Origin of the sequence: Lysobacter sp. yr284 (assembly GCF_900107375.1) — a bacterium.
Lineage (GTDB): Bacteria > Pseudomonadota > Gammaproteobacteria > Xanthomonadales > Xanthomonadaceae > Lysobacter.
Map to the genome: position 1 here is coordinate 44,139 of NZ_FNPT01000028.1, position 13,799 is coordinate 57,937.

Sequence of the window (13,799 nt, forward strand, 5' to 3'; positions counted from 1 at the left end):
CGGAAGGCTTTAGCTCTTGGAGCCCCCTCGAATCGAGGGAGCGGCCGCCGCGGCTGGCGCCACGGCGGCCTGGGGTGCACAGCGCGCCGGCCTCGCGAAAGACCGGCGCCGGGCTTGCACTATTACTTGCTGTACAACTCGACGATCAGCGCTTCGTTGATGTCGGCCGGCAGATCCGCGCGGTCCGGGATCGCCTTGAACACGCCGCTGAACTTCTTGCTGTCGACTTCGACCCACGACGGCGACAGGTCCATCTGCGACGAGACGGTCAGCGACTCCTGCACGCGCAGCTGCTTCTGGGCGCGTTCGGACAGGGCGATGATGTCGCCGGCCTTGACCTGGAACGACGGCAGGTTGACCGACTTGCCGTTGACGGTGACGCCGCGGTGCGAGACCAGCTGGCGGGCAGCCGGACGGGTCACGGCGAAGCCCATGCGGTAGACGACGTTGTCCAGGCGGGTTTCGAGGAACTGCAGCAGGTTCTCGCCGGTGTTGCCCTTCTTGGTCGAGGCCTTCTTGTAGTAGTTGCGGAACTGACGTTCCAGCAGACCGTAGATGCGCTTGACCTTCTGCTTCTCGCGCAGCTGGGTAGCGTAGTCCGACAGCTTGCCCTTGCGGGCGGTCGGACCGTGCTGGCCGGGCTTCTGCTCGAGCTTGCACTTGGAGTCGAGGGCGCGGGCCGACGACTTCAGACTGAGGTCGGCGCCTTCGCGACGGGCGAGCTTACAGGTGGGACCGATATAACGAGCCATGTTCTTTCAGCTCCTCAGACGCGACGCTTCTTCGGCGGACGGCACCCGTTGTGCGGGATAGGCGTCACGTCGATGATGTTGATGATCTTGTACCCGACGTTGTTCAGCGAACGCACGGCGGACTCACGGCCCGGACCCGGACCCTTGATGCGCACTTCCAGCGACTTGACGCCGTAGTCGAGCGCAGCACGGCCGGCCTTTTCGGCGGCGACCTGGGCGGCGAACGGGGTCGACTTGCGCGAGCCGCGGAAACCGGCGCCGCCCGAAGTCGCCCACGACAGCGCATTGCCCTGGCGGTCGGTGATCGTGATGATGGTGTTGTTGAAAGAAGCGTGGACGTGGGCGATGCCGTCGGTGACGACGCGCTTGATCTTCTTCTTGGTCTTGACTGCTGCCGGCTTGGCCATGGTCTAGGTCCCCTTACTTTCTGATGGCCTTGCGCGGACCCTTGCGGGTACGAGCATTGGTCCGGGTACGCTGACCACGCAGCGGCAGGCCGCGACGGTGACGCAGGCCGCGGTAGCAGCCCAGGTCCATCAGACGCTTGATGGCGATGCCGATTTCGCGGCGCAGATCGCCTTCGACCACGAACTTGCCGACTTCGGCGCGCAGGCGCTCGACTTCGGGTTCCGACAGGTCACGGATCTTGGTGGTCGAAGTCACGCCTGCGGTTTCGCAGATTTGCTTCGAACGGGTACGGCCGATGCCGTAGATGCTCTGGAGCCCAACCCAGACATGCTTCTGGGCAGGCAGATTGACGCCCGCAATACGCGCCATAACGCGATCTCCAACTGGTTTGGCGGCCGAGACGGATTAATCCCGGCGGAGTGAACTGGAAATTGTATCTAGGTCTCGGGTTAATAGGAAGCCCCGCGGCACCCGAAGGTGCCACGGCGCTCCGGCATGGGGAGTGTGCCCATGCTCCGGCGACGAGTCGGAACTGGCTGAACGGACGATGCCTTGTCCCTCAGCCCCGCGCGCTACTCTGGCGCGCGTACTGGTTCTGACTCACCCGCGCGCGAGACCGCCGCGCGAGCCGCCCTTCAGGTTCGCTTTCTTCAACAGGCTTTCGTACTGATGGGACATCAGATGCGCCTGGATTTGAGCGATGAAATCCATCACCACGACCACAACGATCAGCAGCGAGGTGCCGCCGAAGTAGAACGAGGTGCCCAGTTGGGTCCGCATGACCTCCGGGAGGAGGCAGACGATCACCAGGTAGATCGCGCCGGCCGCCGTCAGGCGGGTCAGCACGCCATCCACATAATCCGCCGTCGCCTTGCCCGGACGGATGCCCGGAATCAGCGCACCCGACTTCTTGAGGTTGTCGGCGGTTTCCTGCGAGTTGAACACCAGCGCCGTGTAGAAGAACGCGAAGCCGATGATCAAGCCAGCATACAGGATCATATGCACCGGCTCACCCGGGGCCAGCCACTGGCTGAGCCGCTGGAGGAAGCCGGAGAAACCCGAACCGCTGTTGCTCTGGGCGAACCAGGTAGCGGCGGTGGCGGGGAACATCACGATGCTCGACGCGAAGATCGCCGGGATCACGCCCGACATGTTGAGCTTCAGGGGCAGGAACGACGCCTGGTTCATGTAGGCGTTGCGACCGCCCTGGCGGCGCGCGTAGTTGACCGTGATCCGGCGCTGGCCGCGTTCGACGAAGACCACCAGGTAGGTGAAGCCGAACACCAGCAGGATCACCACGATCGCCGCGATCGCGCTCATGTCGCCGTTGCGGATCTGCTCGAACATGTGCAGGACCGCGGCCGGCAACCCGGCGACGATGCCGGCGAAGATGATCAGCGACACGCCGTTGCCGACGCCACGCTCGGTGATCTGCTCGCCCAGCCACATCAGGAACATGGTGCCCGCGGTCAACGCGATCACCGCGGTCAGGATGAAGCCCATGCCCGGCGCGTACACCACCGGCACGCCGTCGGGCGCCACGCTGGACTGCAGGCCGGCGGCGATGCCCCAGGCCTGGAACACCGCCAGCGGAATGGCGCCCATCCGCGACCACTGGTTGATCTTGCGCCGGCCCGACTCGCCTTCCTTCTGGATGGCCTTCAGGCTGGGCACGATCTGCACCAGCAGCTGCACGATGATCGACGCCGAGATGTACGGCATCACGTTCAGGGCGAACAGGCTGAAGCGGTGCAGGGCGCCGCCGGTGAACATGTTGAACATGTCCACGATGGTGCCCTGCTTGGTCTCCATGAACTTGACCATCGCCTCCGGGTTGATACCCGGCACCGGGATGTAGCTGCCGATGCGGTAGACGATCAACGCGCCGATGACGAACAGCAGACGCTGGCGCAACTCGGTGAACTTACCGAGCCCGCCGCCGATACCAGCCATTGCGTTGCCGCTGCGCGCCATTCGTCAGTTACTCCTCGACCTTGCCGCCGGCCGCTTCGATCGCGGCCTTGGCGCCGGCGGTAGCCAGCACGCCCTTGAGCACGAACTTCTTGGTCAGCTCGCCCTTCTTCACGATCTTGGCCTGCTTGGCCGTGCTCGGAACGAGCTTGGCGGCCTTCAGCGCGGCGAAGTCGATGTCGCCGGCGTCCAGCTTGTCCAGCTGGTACAGCAGCACTTCGGCGGTGTCCTTGGCCAGCTTCGAGCGGAAGCCGATCTTGGGCAGGCGACGCTGCATGGGCATCTGGCCGCCTTCGAAACCGGCCTTGATCTTGCCCTTGCCCGAGCGCGCGAACGAGCCCTTGTGGCCGCGACCGGCGGTCTTGCCCAGGCCGGAACCGATGCCGCGACCGACGCGGGTACGTTCCTGGCGGGCGCCGTCGGCGGGCTTGAGAGTGTTGAGACGCATGGTGATTACTCCTCGACCTGGACGAGGTAGTGAACCTTGTTGATCAGGCCGCGCACCTGCGGGCTGTCCTTCAGTTCACGCACATCGTTGAGCTTGTTCAGGCCCAGCGCGCGCACCGACAGGCGGTGACGCGACTGGGTGCCACGCAGACCCTTGACCAGACGCACCTTGACGGTGCCGGTACCGGCTTCGTTCTTAGCCATTGAGGAGATCCTCCACCTTCTTGCCGCGCTTGGCCGCGATCTTGGCCGGCGAGTGCATGTCGGTCAGGCCCTTCACGGTGGCGCGGACCAGGTTGATCGGGTTGCGCGAACCGGTGGCCTTGGCCAGCACGTTCTTCACGCCGACCGCTTCCAGCACGGCGCGCATCGCGCCGCCGGCGATCACGCCGGTACCTTCCGACGCCGGCTGCATGAACACATGCGCCGCGCCGTGGCCGGACTTGACCGCGTGCCACAGGGTGCCGTTGTTGAGCTCGACGGTGTTCATCGCCTTGCGGGCGTACTCCATCGACTTCTGGATCGCGACCGGCACTTCGCGCGCCTTGCCGTAGCCGAAGCCGACCTTGCCGTTGCCGTCGCCCACCACCGTCAGCGCGGTGAAGGTGAACTGGCGGCCGCCCTTGACGGTCTTGCTGACGCGGTTGACCGCGATCAGCTTCTCGATCATGCCGTCGTCGATTTCTTCGCGGTTGCGATCGCGATCGCGGCCCCGCGGCGCTCTGTCGTCTGCCATTTCGATATCTCGTTGATTAAAGGGATTTGCGGCCTGGCCGCTTATGATTGTGAAGTGACTCGGATGCAGCGACGACCGCGGAAACCCGCGATCTCGCCCGACGCAACCCGCGTCGGCAGGTGAAACGGTTCGGCGCGTAAAGCGTGGAGACGGATCTCCACGCTTTCAAGCCTGAATACGGCGAGCCGTATCAGAACTGCAGGCCGCCTTCGCGCGCGGCGTCGGCGAGGGCCTTGATGCGTCCGTGGTAGCGGTAGCCCGAGCGGTCGAACGCGACCTTCTCGATGCCCGCGGCCTTGGCGCGCTCGGCGATCATCTTGCCGACCTTGACGGCGGCATCGGCGTTCTTGCCGTTCTTCAGACCTTCCTTGACGTCGGCCTGCACGGTCGAGGCGGTGGCCAGGACCTTGGAGCCGTCGGCGGTGAAGATCTGGGCGTACAGGTGCTGGCCCGTGCGCAGCACGGTCAGGCGGGCGACGCCGAGGTTGCGGATGTGCGAGCGGGTCGACTTGGCGCGACGCAGGCGAGCGATATTCTTGTTCATGTTCTGGTCTCCGAAAGCTGAAAGCCTGGTGATCCGGGGCCGGCCCGCAGGCCGGCGCCCTACCCGTTAGGCCTTCTTGGCTTCCTTACGGATGATGACTTCGCCGGCGTACTTCACACCCTTGCCCTTGTAGGGCTCCGGCGGACGGAAACCGCGGATCTTGGCGGCGACTTCGCCCACGCGCTGCTTGTCCGCGCCCTGGACCAGGATCTCGGTCTGGGTCGGAGCGGCGAGGGTGATGCCTTCGGGGGCCTGGAACACGACCGGGTGCGAGAAACCCAGCGACAGGCTGAGGTCCTTGCCCTGCATCGCGGCGCGGTAACCGACGCCGACCAGCTCGAGCTTGCGCTCGAAGCCTTCCGACACGCCCTTGACCATGTTGGCCAGGATCGCGCGCAGGGTGCCGGTCAGCGGGATCAGCGCGGCGTCTTCGGTAGCGAAGACGGCCTCGTTGTTCTCGACCTTGAGGTTGATGGCGGCCGGCTTGGCGATGCTCAGCGAGCCCTTCGGGCCCTTGGCGACGATCGCGTCGGCCTGCACGTTGATTTCGACGCCCTTCGGCAGGGCGATCGGCTTCTTGGCAACTCGGGACATGGTTCGTTTACTCCCTTAGGCCACGAAGCACAGGACTTCACCGCCGACGCCCTGCTGGCGCGCCTGCGCATCGGTCATGATGCCCTTGGAGGTGGAGATGATGGCCACGCCGAGGCCGCCGAGGACCTTGGGCAGCGCGTCCTTGCCGCGGTACTGGCGCAGGCCCGAACGGGAGTAGCGCTCGAGGCGCTCGATCACCGGCTTGCCCTCGTAGTACTTCAGCGAGATTTCGAGTTCGGACTTGCCGGCGGACGTGGGCGTCACGCGCGAGTCCAGGATGTAACCCTCTTCCTTCAGCACGGCGGCGATGGCCACCTTCACCTTGGACGAAGGCATCTTCACCGTCTGCTTGCGCACAGCGGCCGCATTCTTGATGCGGACCAGCATGTCGGCGATGGGATCAGTCATGCTCATTAAAAGTCACCTATGAGTAGCACCGATATCCGCGGGATTGCGAATTTCAGTTGTATACGACGCCTTACAACAACGCCAGCGCGGCCCGAAGGCCGCGCTGGGAACCCGGGCCGAAGCCCGGGGAGCCGGCAACTATAACAGACTTTTAAGCCTTGGGCTCTCGAGCCTGTCCAGCCGCCGGCGTTGACCGCTTACCAGCTCGCCTTGCGCAGGCCCGGCACGTCGCCGCGCATGGTGGCTTCGCGCAGCTTGTTGCGGCCCAGGCCGAACTTCTGGTAGACGCCGCGCGAGCGGCCGGTCAGGGCGCAACGGTTGCGCTGGCGGCTCGGCGACGAGTCGCGCGGCAGCTTCTGCAGCTTGACCACCGCATCCATCTTGTCCTCGTAGGAGGACGCGTCGGACGAGATGATCTTCTTCAGCGCGTCGCGCTTGGCCGCGAACTTCTTCGCCAGCTTGGCCCGCTTGAGGTCGCGGTTGACCATGGAGGTCTTAGCCATTGTTCAATCCTAGCCTCAGTTACGGAACGGGAAGCGGAAGGCTTCGAGCAGGGCCTTGGCCTCGGCGTCGGTCTTCGCGGTCGTGGTGATCGCGATGTCCATGCCGCGCAGGGCGTCGACCTGGTCGAAGTCGATTTCCGGGAAGATGATCTGTTCCTTGACGCCCATGTTGTAGTTGCCGCGGCCATCGAACGAACGGCCCGACACGCCGCGGAAGTCGCGGACGCGCGGCAGCGAGATGTTGATCAGGCGGTCCAGGAACTCGAACATCTTGGCGCGGCGCAGGGTGACCTTGGCGCCGATCGGCCAGCCGTCGCGGATCTTGAACGAAGCCACCGACACGCGGGACTTGGTCACGATCGGCTTCTGGCCGGCGATCTTGGTCATGTCCGCAACGGCATTTTCCAGGATCTTCTTGTTGGTGGCGGCTTCGCCCACGCCCATGTTCAGCGTGATCTTGACGAGGCGCGGCACTTCCATCGGGTTCTTGTAACCGAACTTCTCAGTCAGCGCGGGAACCACTTCTTTCTTGTAAAACTCTTCGAGCCGGGTGGTCATCTCAGCATTCCTCAGGCGTCGACCGCCTCACCGCTGGAGCGGAACACACGCAGTTTGCGTCCATCCTCCAGCACCTTGAAACCGATGCGTTCGCCCTTGCCGGTGGCCGGGTTGAACAGCATGACGTTGGAAATGTGGATCGGCGCTTCGCGCTCCACCACGCCGCCCGGCTGGTTGGCCTGCGGATTCGGCTTGGTGTGGCGCTTGACGATGTTGATGTTCGACACGACGACCTTGTCGCCGAGCACGCGCACCACATCGCCCTTCTTGCCCTTGTCCTTGCCGGCGGTGACGATCACTTGATCGCCCTTCTTGATACGGTTCATGGTCTAGTTCCTCCGCTCAGAGCACTTCAGGCGCGAGCGAAACGATCTTCATGAACTTCTCCGAGCGCAGCTCGCGAGTCACGGGCCCGAAGATACGGGTGCCGATCGGCTCATGCTTGTTGTTGAGCAACACCGCAGCGTTGCCGTCGAAGCGGATCAGCGAGCCGTCCGGACGGCGCACGCCCTTGCGGGTGCGCACCACGACGGCGTCGTAGACGTCGCCCTTCTTGACCTTGCCGCGCGGAATCGCATCCTTCACGGTGACCTTGATGATGTCGCCAATGTGCGCGTAACGGCGCTTGGAGCCGCCGAGCACCTTGATGCACATCACTTCCTTGGCACCGGAGTTGTCGGCCACGCCGAGGTAGCTTTGCATCTGGATCATGGTTCAGCCTCCTCTTATTCGGCCACGCGGCTGACGATCTCAACCACGCTCCAGTTCTTGGTCTTGGAAAGGGGAGCAATCTCCTTCACGCGCACGATGTCGCCTTCCTTGCAGGCGTTGTCGGCGTCGTGGGCGTGGAGCTTGGTCGAGCGACGGATGTACTTGCCGTACAGCGCGTGCTTGACCTGGCGCTCGACGAGCACGGTGACGGTCTTGTCCATCTTGTTGCTGACGACCCGGCCTTCAACCGTGCGCACAGCCTTCTCTGTCTTGTTGTCGGTCATGGCAGGGTCCTTACTTCTTCTCGCCCAGCAGCATGTTCACGCGAGCGATCTCGCGGCGAACACGGCGGGCGTCGTGGGTCTTGGCGAGCTGGCCGGTGGCCTTCTGCATGCGCAGGGCGAAGCCCTCCTTGTGCAGTTCGACCAGATGAGCCTTCAGCTCATCGGCAGACTTCTCGCGCAGTTGCTTGAGTTCCATTAGCGCACCGTCCGGGTAACGAAAGTGGTGGTCACCGAGAGCTTGGCGGCCGCCAGACGGAACGCTTCGCGCGCCACGTCTTCCGGAACGCCCTCGATCTCGTAAATCATGCGACCGGGCTGGATCTGCGCGACCCAGTACTCGACGTTGCCCTTACCGGAGCCCATTCGGACTTCGATCGGCTTCTTGGTGATCGGCTTGTCCGGGAACACGCGGATCCACATCTTGCCGCCGCGCTTGACGTAGCGGCTGATCGAGCGGCGGGCCGCTTCGATCTGGCGAGCGGTCAGCTGGCCGTGCGCGGTCGCCTTGAGGCCGTACTCGCCGAAGCTGACGGCGTTGCCGCTCCAGCTCAGGCCCTCGTTACGGCCCTTGTGTACCTTGCGGTACTTGGTTCGCTTGGGTTGCAGCATGGCGGATTACCTCTGTTCGCGGGCAGGACGGCCCGAGCGGTCGTTGCGATCGCCGCGGTCGCCGCGATCGCCGCGGTCGCCACGGTCACCACGCTCGTTGCGCGGCGAGTCGTCCTGCTTCTCCTGGCCGACCTGGGCGAAATCGAACACCTCGCCCTTATAGATCCAGGTCTTGATGCCGATGATGCCGTAGGTCGTCTTGGCTTCGGCGAAGCCGTAGTCGATGTCGGCGCGCAGGGTATGCAGCGGCACGCGGCCTTCGCGATACCACTCCGAACGCGCGATCTCGGCGCCGTTGAGGCGGCCGGCCACGTTGACCTTGATGCCCAGCGCGCCCAGACGCATCGCATTGCCCACCGCGCGCTTCATGGCGCGGCGGAACATGATGCGGCGCTCGAGCTGCTGCGCGATCGATTCGGCGACCAGCTGCGCGTCGAGCTCCGGCTTGCGGACCTCGGTCACGTTGATGTGCGCCGGGACGCCCATCAGGTTGCTGACTTCCTTACGCAGCTTCTCGATGTCCTCGCCGCGCTTGCCGATCACCACGCCCGGACGGGCGGTGTGGATCGTGACGCGGGCGTTGTTCGCCGGACGTTCGATGAAGATCTTCGAGATGCCGGCCTGAGCCAGCTTCTTGCGAAGCATCTCGCGAACCTTCAGGTCAGCCGCCAGGTACTCGGCGTACTGCTTCTTGTTGGCGAACCACTTGGAATTCCAATCCTTGGCGATGCCCAGGCGGATTCCGGTCGGATGAACTTTATGACCCATTGTCTACTCCGCCTTACTTGCCGGCGCCCACAACCACAGTGATGTGGCTGGTGCGCTTGAGGATGCGGGTGCCGCGGCCCTTCGCACGCGCCATGAAGCGCTTCAGTGCGGGACCCTCGTCAACCATGATGGTCTTGACCTTGAGATCGTCGACGTCGGCGCCCTGGTTGTTCTCGGCGTTGGCGATGGCGGACTCCACGACCTTGCGGATCAGTGCAGCAGCCTTCTTGTCCGAGAACTTCAGCAGGTTGACGGCGCGCTCGGCGGACAGACCGCGCACCTGGTCGGCGACCAGGCGGGCCTTCTGCGGGGAGATGCGCGCGGTGCGCAGGATGGCTTTCGCTTCCATGGTCATCTCCTTACTTGCCCGACTTCTTGTCGCCGCCGTGACCCTTGAACGTACGGGTCAGAGCGAACTCGCCAAGCTTGTGGCCGACCATGTTCTCGTTGACCAGCACCGGGATGTGGTTCTTGCCGTTGTGGATGGCGATCGTGAAACCGACCATCTCCGGCAGGACCATCGAGCGGCGCGACCAGGTCTTGATCGGCTTCTTGTTGTTGCCCGCGGTCTCCACCTTCTTGATCAGATGGTGGTCGACGAAGGGACCTTTCTTCAGTGAACGTGCCATGGCCGATTAACCCCTGCGATCGCGCACGATGAATTGCGTGGTGCGCTTGTTCTTGCGCGTCTTGTAACCCTTGGTCGGAACACCCCACGGGGTGACCGGATGCGGGTTGCCCTGGCCGGCCTTCGCCTCGCCACCACCGTGCGGGTGGTCGACGGGGTTCATGGCGGCGCCGCGGACGGTCGGCTTGATGCCGCGCCAACGCTTGGCGCCGGCCTTGCCGAGCTTCTCGAGGTTGTGCTCGTCGTTGCCGACTTCGCCGACGGTGGCGCGGCACTCGACCGGCACCTTGCGCATTTCGCCGGAGCGAAGACGCAGCGTGGCGTAGCCCTGCTCGCGAGCCACCAGGTAGGCGCTGGCGCCGGCCGCGCGGGCCAGCTGGGCGCCCTTGCCCGGCTTCATCTCGACGCAGCACACGGTGGTGCCGACCGGGACGTTGCTCAGCGGCAGCGTGTTGCCGACGCGGATCGGGGCGTCGCGGCCCGCGATCACCTGGTCGCCGTCCTTCAGGCCCTTCGGGGCGATGATGTAACGGCGCTCGCCATCGACGTAGCACAGCAGCGCGATGTGCGCGGTGCGGTTGGGATCGTATTCGATCCGCTCCACGCGCGCCGGAATGCCTTCCTTGTCGCGCTTGAAGTCGATGATGCGGTAGTGCTGCTTGTGACCGCCGCCGATGTGGCGGGTGGTGATCCGGCCGTGGTGGTTACGGCCGCCGGTCTTGCCCTGCTTCTCGATCAGGGCCGCGTGCGGCGCGCCCTTGTGCAGGCCCGGGGTCACGACGCGGACCGCGTTGCGGCGGCCGGCGGAGGTGGGCTTGAAAGTCATCAATGCCATGGGTCTTTCCTCAGGCCTTGGCCATCACGTCGATCGACTGGCCTTCGGCCAGCGTCACGTACGCCTTGCGCCAGTCGCCGCGGCGGCCCATGCGGTTACGGAAGGCCTTGTTCTTGCCCTTCACGTTGACCACATTGACAGCCTCGACCTTGACGTCGAACAGCTTCTCAACGGCGACCTTGATGTCGCCCTTGGTCGCTTCGTTCGAAACTTCGAAGACGTATTGGTTGGAAACTTCCTGCAGACGCGCGGTCTTTTCGGACACGCGCGGCGCGCGGATGATGCTGTAGAGCTTGGCGTCGTTCATGCCAGCCACTCCTCGATCTTCTTGACCGCATCGCTGGTGAGCACGACCGAGTCGGCGCCGACGAGGGCGACCGGATCCAGGCCCTGGACATCACGAACTTCGACGTACGGCAGGTTGCGGGCCGAGAGATACAGGTTCTCGGTGGCCTCTTCGGTGACGATCAGCGGACGACGGCCGACTTCCAGGCTCTTGAGCTTTTCGATCAGGCCCTTGGTCTTCGGAGCGTCGATGTCGAAGCTCTCGACGACCGTGATGCGGCCCTGGCGGTTGAGCTCGGACAGGATCGCGGCGATCGCGGCGCGGTACATCTTGCGGTTGACCTTCTGCGCGAAGCTGCGCGGCTTGGCCGCGAAGGTCACGCCGCCGCCGACGAAGATCGGAGCGGTCAGAGCGCCGTGGCGAGCACCGCCGCCCTTCTGCTTCTTCGACTTCTTGGTGGTGCCGTTGACTTCCGAACGGGTCTTCTGCGCCTTGGTGCCGGCGCGACCGGCGTTGCGATAGGCGACGACGACCTGATGAACCAGGTCTTCGCTGAATTCGCGGCCGAAGATCTCGTCGGAGACCGACAGAGTCTTGCTGCTGTTATTGATGGCGAGTTCCATCGTCATCTCTCCTTATGCCTTGCTCGAGGGACGGACGATCACGTCGCCACCCGGCGCGCCCGGCACGGCGCCCTTGATCGCGATCAGGCCGCGCTCGGCGTCGACCTTGACCACTTCAAGACGCTGGGTGCTCTGCTGGGCGGCGCCCATGTGGCCCGACATCTTCTTGCCCGGGAACACGCGGCCCGGCGTCTGGCGCTGGCCGATCGAACCCGGCGAACGGTGCGACAACGAGTTACCGTGCGTCGCGTCGCCCATGCGGAAATTCCAGCGCTTGATCGTGCCCTGGAAGCCCTTGCCCTTGGTCACGCCCTGGACGTCGACCAGCTGGCCGGCGCTGAAGATGTCGGCCTTGATCTCGCCGCCCACTTCGAACGCGCCGATCTGGTCGGCTTCCACGCGCAGCTCCCACAAGCCGCGACCGGCTTCGACCTTCGCCTTGGCGAGGTGACCGGCTTCGGGCTTGTTGACGAGCGCGGCGCGGCGCACGCCGACCGTCACCTGCACAGCGCTGTAGCCGTCGGTGTCTTCGGTCTTGATCTGGGTGATGCGGTTCGGGGTCGCCTCGATGAGGGTCACCGGAACCGACTTGCCGTCTTCGGTGAAGAAACGGCTCATGCCGGCCTTGCGACCGACGATGCCCAACGAATACTTCTTCGCGGTCATGGTGGTCGCCTCAGGTCAGCTTGATCTGGACGTCGACGCCAGCCGCGAGTTCGAGCTTCATCAGCGCGTCCACGGTCTTGTCGTTGGGGTCCACGATATCGAGCACGCGCTTGTGCGTGCGGGTCTCGTACTGGTCGCGCGCGTCCTTGTCGACGTGCGGGGAGACGAGAACGGTGTAACGCTCGATCTTGGTCGGCAGCGGGATCGGGCCGCGCACTTGCGCGCCGGTCCGCTTGGCCGTCTCGACGATCTCGCTGGCCGAGCGGTCGATCAGACGATGATCGTACGCCTTGAGCCGGATCCGGATCTTTTGGTCCGCCATGAACGGAATTCCTTGGTTGAAAGAGCGACGGGACGGCTTCTGGGTGCGCCGGCCCCACGAAAACGCAAACAACTCCAGGACAACACCCTCGCCCCGGAGCTTCCTTGCCTGGAAAAACTAAGGCGGCCCGGTTTCCCGGCCCGCCCAGACTGAGCAGAACGCACGAAAGGCCCCGTTACTGTTCCCTGGTTGCCCGAAGGCCCGGAACGTACGGAGCTGCCGTGCGACATATCCCTGTCTGGCGAATACGAGGGACGTCCTGTTCCTCATTTCGCTGGTTGCGCCGCCTCGGAAACCGAAGGCTGGCACGGTGGTCGCGCATTCTAGCCGTATTGGCGGGGGCGATGCAACACCCCTGCTCTACGGAATCGCGGACCGGGCCTGAGCTCTGTTCACAGAGCCGGCAGCCCTGAAAAAGCCGCGGCGGCCGATTGGCCGCCGCGGGATCTTTTCGCCGGAGACTTCGGAGCGGAGTCCTCGTCTCTGGATCCCCGCTTTCGCGGGGATGACGATCTGACAGAGCCGCGCGCTGGCGCGCGCGGGTCAGATCGTCACTTGACGATCTTGGACACCACGCCGGCGCCGACGGTACGGCCGCCTTCGCGGATCGCGAAGCGCAGGCCTTCGTCCATCGCCACCGGGTTGATCAGCGTGACCACCATCTTCACGTTGTCGCCCGGCATCACCATCTCCACGCCTTCCGGCAGCTGGCACGCGCCAGTGATGTCGGTGGTGCGGAAGTAGAACTGCGGACGGTAGCCCTTGAAGAACGGGGTGTGGCGGCCGCCTTCGTCCTTCGACAGCACGTACACCTCGCCCTCGAACTCGGTGTGCGGGGTGATCGAACCCGGCTTCGCCAGCACCTGGCCGCGCTCCACGTCGTCGCGCTTGGTGCCGCGCAGCAGCAGGCCCGCGTTGTCGCCCGCCTGGCCCTGGTCCAGCAGCTTGCGGAACATCTCGACGCCGGTGACCGTGGTCTTCTGGGTCGGACGGATGCCGACGATTTCGATTTCGTCGCCCACCTTGATGATGCCGCGCTCGATACGGCCGGTCACCACGGTGCCGCGGCCCGAGATCGAGAACACGTCTTCCACCGGCATCAGGAACGGCTTGTCGATCGCGCGCTCCGGCTGCGGAATGAAGCTG

Annotated in this window: 26 protein-coding genes; all 26 read right to left on the reverse strand. The window is 64.6% G+C overall.

Annotation, left to right across the window (positions count from 1 at the left end):
• Nucleotides 1-122: 122 nt before the first annotated feature.
• Nucleotides 123-752: a 30S ribosomal protein S4 gene (rpsD, locus tag BLV01_RS23315; RefSeq protein WP_091805893.1), complete on the reverse strand. Its 630-nt coding sequence runs from the start codon at nt 750-752 to the stop codon at nt 123-125.
• A gap of 14 nt (nt 753-766) precedes the next feature.
• On the reverse strand, nt 767-1,159 hold the full coding sequence (gene rpsK, locus BLV01_RS23320) for a 30S ribosomal protein S11 (protein WP_057948535.1): 393 nt from the start codon (nt 1,157-1,159) through the stop codon (nt 767-769).
• Between the two features lie 13 nt (nt 1,160-1,172).
• Nucleotides 1,173-1,529, reverse strand: coding sequence for a 30S ribosomal protein S13 (gene rpsM, locus BLV01_RS23325; RefSeq protein WP_091805896.1), 357 nt, complete (start codon nt 1,527-1,529; stop codon nt 1,173-1,175).
• 231 nt (nt 1,530-1,760) lie between these two features.
• Entirely contained in the window at nt 1,761-3,134 is a 1,374-nt protein-coding gene (gene secY, locus BLV01_RS23330; RefSeq protein WP_057948537.1) for a preprotein translocase subunit SecY, read from the reverse strand.
• 7 nt (nt 3,135-3,141) lie between these two features.
• Entirely contained in the window at nt 3,142-3,585 is a 444-nt protein-coding gene (rplO, locus tag BLV01_RS23335; protein ID WP_078999419.1) for a 50S ribosomal protein L15, read from the reverse strand.
• Nucleotides 3,585-3,782, reverse strand: a complete 198-nt coding sequence (rpmD, locus tag BLV01_RS23340; protein ID WP_057948539.1) for a 50S ribosomal protein L30 — start codon at nt 3,780-3,782, stop codon at nt 3,585-3,587. Before rpmD ends, rplO begins: the two co-directional genes overlap by 1 nt.
• Nucleotides 3,775-4,314: a 30S ribosomal protein S5 gene (gene rpsE / locus BLV01_RS23345; protein WP_057948540.1), complete on the reverse strand. Its 540-nt coding sequence runs from the start codon at nt 4,312-4,314 to the stop codon at nt 3,775-3,777. Before rpsE ends, rpmD begins: the two co-directional genes overlap by 8 nt.
• A 190-nt stretch (nt 4,315-4,504) precedes the next feature.
• A complete protein-coding gene (rplR, locus tag BLV01_RS23350; protein ID WP_091805899.1) occupies nt 4,505-4,858 on the reverse strand; it encodes a 50S ribosomal protein L18 in 354 nt (117 codons plus the stop codon).
• 66 nt (nt 4,859-4,924) lie between these two features.
• Complete coding sequence (gene rplF / locus BLV01_RS23355; protein WP_057948542.1) at nt 4,925-5,452, reverse strand: 50S ribosomal protein L6; 528 nt, start codon at nt 5,450-5,452, stop codon at nt 4,925-4,927.
• A gap of 15 nt (nt 5,453-5,467) precedes the next feature.
• Nucleotides 5,468-5,866, reverse strand: a complete 399-nt coding sequence (gene rpsH / locus BLV01_RS23360) for a 30S ribosomal protein S8 (protein ID WP_057948543.1) — start codon at nt 5,864-5,866, stop codon at nt 5,468-5,470.
• Nucleotides 5,867-6,057: 191 nt separating this feature from the next.
• Nucleotides 6,058-6,363 carry a 30S ribosomal protein S14 gene (rpsN, locus tag BLV01_RS23365; RefSeq protein WP_057948544.1) on the reverse strand — a complete coding sequence of 102 codons (306 nt, stop codon included), beginning with the start codon at nt 6,361-6,363 and terminating at the stop codon, nt 6,058-6,060.
• 15 nt (nt 6,364-6,378) lie between these two features.
• On the reverse strand, nt 6,379-6,921 hold the full coding sequence (gene rplE / locus BLV01_RS23370) for a 50S ribosomal protein L5 (RefSeq protein WP_057948545.1): 543 nt from the start codon (nt 6,919-6,921) through the stop codon (nt 6,379-6,381).
• An 11-nt stretch (nt 6,922-6,932) separates the two neighbouring features.
• Complete coding sequence (gene rplX, locus BLV01_RS23375) at nt 6,933-7,247, reverse strand: 50S ribosomal protein L24 (RefSeq protein ID WP_057948546.1); 315 nt, start codon at nt 7,245-7,247, stop codon at nt 6,933-6,935.
• A gap of 16 nt (nt 7,248-7,263) precedes the next feature.
• A complete protein-coding gene (gene rplN, locus BLV01_RS23380; protein WP_031373826.1) occupies nt 7,264-7,632 on the reverse strand; it encodes a 50S ribosomal protein L14 in 369 nt (122 codons plus the stop codon).
• 14 nt (nt 7,633-7,646) lie between these two features.
• The gene (rpsQ, locus tag BLV01_RS23385; protein WP_057948547.1) at nt 7,647-7,916 is read right to left on the reverse strand and encodes a 30S ribosomal protein S17; all 270 of its coding nucleotides are present in this window, start codon (nt 7,914-7,916) and stop codon (nt 7,647-7,649) included.
• Nucleotides 7,917-7,926: 10 nt separating this feature from the next.
• On the reverse strand, nt 7,927-8,112 hold the full coding sequence (gene rpmC / locus BLV01_RS23390; RefSeq protein ID WP_057948548.1) for a 50S ribosomal protein L29: 186 nt from the start codon (nt 8,110-8,112) through the stop codon (nt 7,927-7,929).
• Complete coding sequence (rplP, locus tag BLV01_RS23395) at nt 8,112-8,525, reverse strand: 50S ribosomal protein L16 (protein WP_057948549.1); 414 nt, start codon at nt 8,523-8,525, stop codon at nt 8,112-8,114. Before rplP ends, rpmC begins: the two co-directional genes overlap by 1 nt.
• 6 nt (nt 8,526-8,531) lie before the next feature.
• On the reverse strand, nt 8,532-9,293 hold the full coding sequence (rpsC, locus tag BLV01_RS23400; protein ID WP_057948550.1) for a 30S ribosomal protein S3: 762 nt from the start codon (nt 9,291-9,293) through the stop codon (nt 8,532-8,534).
• A 13-nt stretch (nt 9,294-9,306) separates the two neighbouring features.
• A complete protein-coding gene (gene rplV, locus BLV01_RS23405; RefSeq protein ID WP_055902442.1) occupies nt 9,307-9,642 on the reverse strand; it encodes a 50S ribosomal protein L22 in 336 nt (111 codons plus the stop codon).
• 10 nt (nt 9,643-9,652) lie between these two features.
• Entirely contained in the window at nt 9,653-9,922 is a 270-nt protein-coding gene (gene rpsS / locus BLV01_RS23410; protein ID WP_057948551.1) for a 30S ribosomal protein S19, read from the reverse strand.
• 6 nt (nt 9,923-9,928) lie between these two features.
• Nucleotides 9,929-10,756 (reverse strand): 50S ribosomal protein L2, encoded by an 828-nt coding sequence (rplB, locus tag BLV01_RS23415; protein WP_057948552.1) that lies wholly within the window; start codon nt 10,754-10,756, stop codon nt 9,929-9,931.
• Between the two features lie 10 nt (nt 10,757-10,766).
• Entirely contained in the window at nt 10,767-11,063 is a 297-nt protein-coding gene (gene rplW / locus BLV01_RS23420; RefSeq protein ID WP_057948553.1) for a 50S ribosomal protein L23, read from the reverse strand.
• Nucleotides 11,060-11,665: a 50S ribosomal protein L4 gene (rplD, locus tag BLV01_RS23425; RefSeq protein WP_057948554.1), complete on the reverse strand. Its 606-nt coding sequence runs from the start codon at nt 11,663-11,665 to the stop codon at nt 11,060-11,062. The genes rplW and rplD overlap by 4 nt, the downstream gene beginning before the upstream one ends.
• Nucleotides 11,666-11,677: 12 nt before the next feature.
• On the reverse strand, nt 11,678-12,331 hold the full coding sequence (gene rplC, locus BLV01_RS23430) for a 50S ribosomal protein L3 (protein WP_091805902.1): 654 nt from the start codon (nt 12,329-12,331) through the stop codon (nt 11,678-11,680).
• Nucleotides 12,332-12,341: 10 nt separating this feature from the next.
• Nucleotides 12,342-12,653 carry a 30S ribosomal protein S10 gene (gene rpsJ, locus BLV01_RS23435; protein ID WP_022968186.1) on the reverse strand — a complete coding sequence of 104 codons (312 nt, stop codon included), beginning with the start codon at nt 12,651-12,653 and terminating at the stop codon, nt 12,342-12,344.
• A gap of 551 nt (nt 12,654-13,204) precedes the next feature.
• The coding region (locus BLV01_RS23440) for an EF-Tu C-terminal domain-related protein (protein ID WP_254782747.1) at nt 13,205-13,799 on the reverse strand (595 nt) is incomplete at its 5' end.

Excerpts from the sequence above, each read along its gene's own strand:
- rpsD (WP_091805893.1), bottom strand. The coding sequence starts at position 752 with ATGGCTCGTTATATCGGTCCCACCTGTAAGCTCGCCCGTCGCGAAGGC.
- rplC (WP_091805902.1), bottom strand. The coding sequence starts at position 12,331 with ATGACCGCGAAGAAGTATTCGTTGGGCATCGTCGGTCGCAAGGCCGGC.
- rplX (WP_057948546.1), bottom strand. The coding sequence starts at position 7,247 with ATGAACCGTATCAAGAAGGGCGATCAAGTGATCGTCACCGCCGGCAAG.
- rplB (WP_057948552.1), bottom strand. The coding sequence starts at position 10,756 with ATGGCATTGATGACTTTCAAGCCCACCTCCGCCGGCCGCCGCAACGCG.
- rpmD (WP_057948539.1), bottom strand. The coding sequence starts at position 3,782 with ATGGCTAAGAACGAAGCCGGTACCGGCACCGTCAAGGTGCGTCTGGTC.
- rplP (WP_057948549.1), bottom strand. The coding sequence starts at position 8,525 with ATGCTGCAACCCAAGCGAACCAAGTACCGCAAGGTACACAAGGGCCGT.
- rplN (WP_031373826.1), bottom strand. The coding sequence starts at position 7,632 with ATGATCCAGATGCAAAGCTACCTCGGCGTGGCCGACAACTCCGGTGCC.
- rpsE (WP_057948540.1), bottom strand. The coding sequence starts at position 4,314 with ATGGCAGACGACAGAGCGCCGCGGGGCCGCGATCGCGATCGCAACCGC.
- secY (WP_057948537.1), bottom strand. The coding sequence starts at position 3,134 with ATGGCGCGCAGCGGCAACGCAATGGCTGGTATCGGCGGCGGGCTCGGT.
- rplE (WP_057948545.1), bottom strand. The coding sequence starts at position 6,921 with ATGACCACCCGGCTCGAAGAGTTTTACAAGAAAGAAGTGGTTCCCGCG.
- rpsJ (WP_022968186.1), bottom strand. The coding sequence starts at position 12,653 with ATGGCGGACCAAAAGATCCGGATCCGGCTCAAGGCGTACGATCATCGT.
- rpsN (WP_057948544.1), bottom strand. The coding sequence starts at position 6,363 with ATGGCTAAGACCTCCATGGTCAACCGCGACCTCAAGCGGGCCAAGCTG.
- rpsS (WP_057948551.1), bottom strand. The coding sequence starts at position 9,922 with ATGGCACGTTCACTGAAGAAAGGTCCCTTCGTCGACCACCATCTGATC.
- rplW (WP_057948553.1), bottom strand. The coding sequence starts at position 11,063 with ATGAACGACGCCAAGCTCTACAGCATCATCCGCGCGCCGCGCGTGTCC.
- rpsH (WP_057948543.1), bottom strand. The coding sequence starts at position 5,866 with ATGAGCATGACTGATCCCATCGCCGACATGCTGGTCCGCATCAAGAAT.
- rpsQ (WP_057948547.1), bottom strand. The coding sequence starts at position 7,916 with ATGACCGACAACAAGACAGAGAAGGCTGTGCGCACGGTTGAAGGCCGG.
- rpsM (WP_091805896.1), bottom strand. The coding sequence starts at position 1,529 with ATGGCGCGTATTGCGGGCGTCAATCTGCCTGCCCAGAAGCATGTCTGG.
- rplV (WP_055902442.1), bottom strand. The coding sequence starts at position 9,642 with ATGGAAGCGAAAGCCATCCTGCGCACCGCGCGCATCTCCCCGCAGAAG.
- rpsC (WP_057948550.1), bottom strand. The coding sequence starts at position 9,293 with ATGGGTCATAAAGTTCATCCGACCGGAATCCGCCTGGGCATCGCCAAG.
- rplF (WP_057948542.1), bottom strand. The coding sequence starts at position 5,452 with ATGTCCCGAGTTGCCAAGAAGCCGATCGCCCTGCCGAAGGGCGTCGAA.
- rpmC (WP_057948548.1), bottom strand. The coding sequence starts at position 8,112 with ATGGAACTCAAGCAACTGCGCGAGAAGTCTGCCGATGAGCTGAAGGCT.
- rplD (WP_057948554.1), bottom strand. The coding sequence starts at position 11,665 with ATGGAACTCGCCATCAATAACAGCAGCAAGACTCTGTCGGTCTCCGAC.
- rpsK (WP_057948535.1), bottom strand. The coding sequence starts at position 1,159 with ATGGCCAAGCCGGCAGCAGTCAAGACCAAGAAGAAGATCAAGCGCGTC.
- rplR (WP_091805899.1), bottom strand. The coding sequence starts at position 4,858 with ATGAACAAGAATATCGCTCGCCTGCGTCGCGCCAAGTCGACCCGCTCG.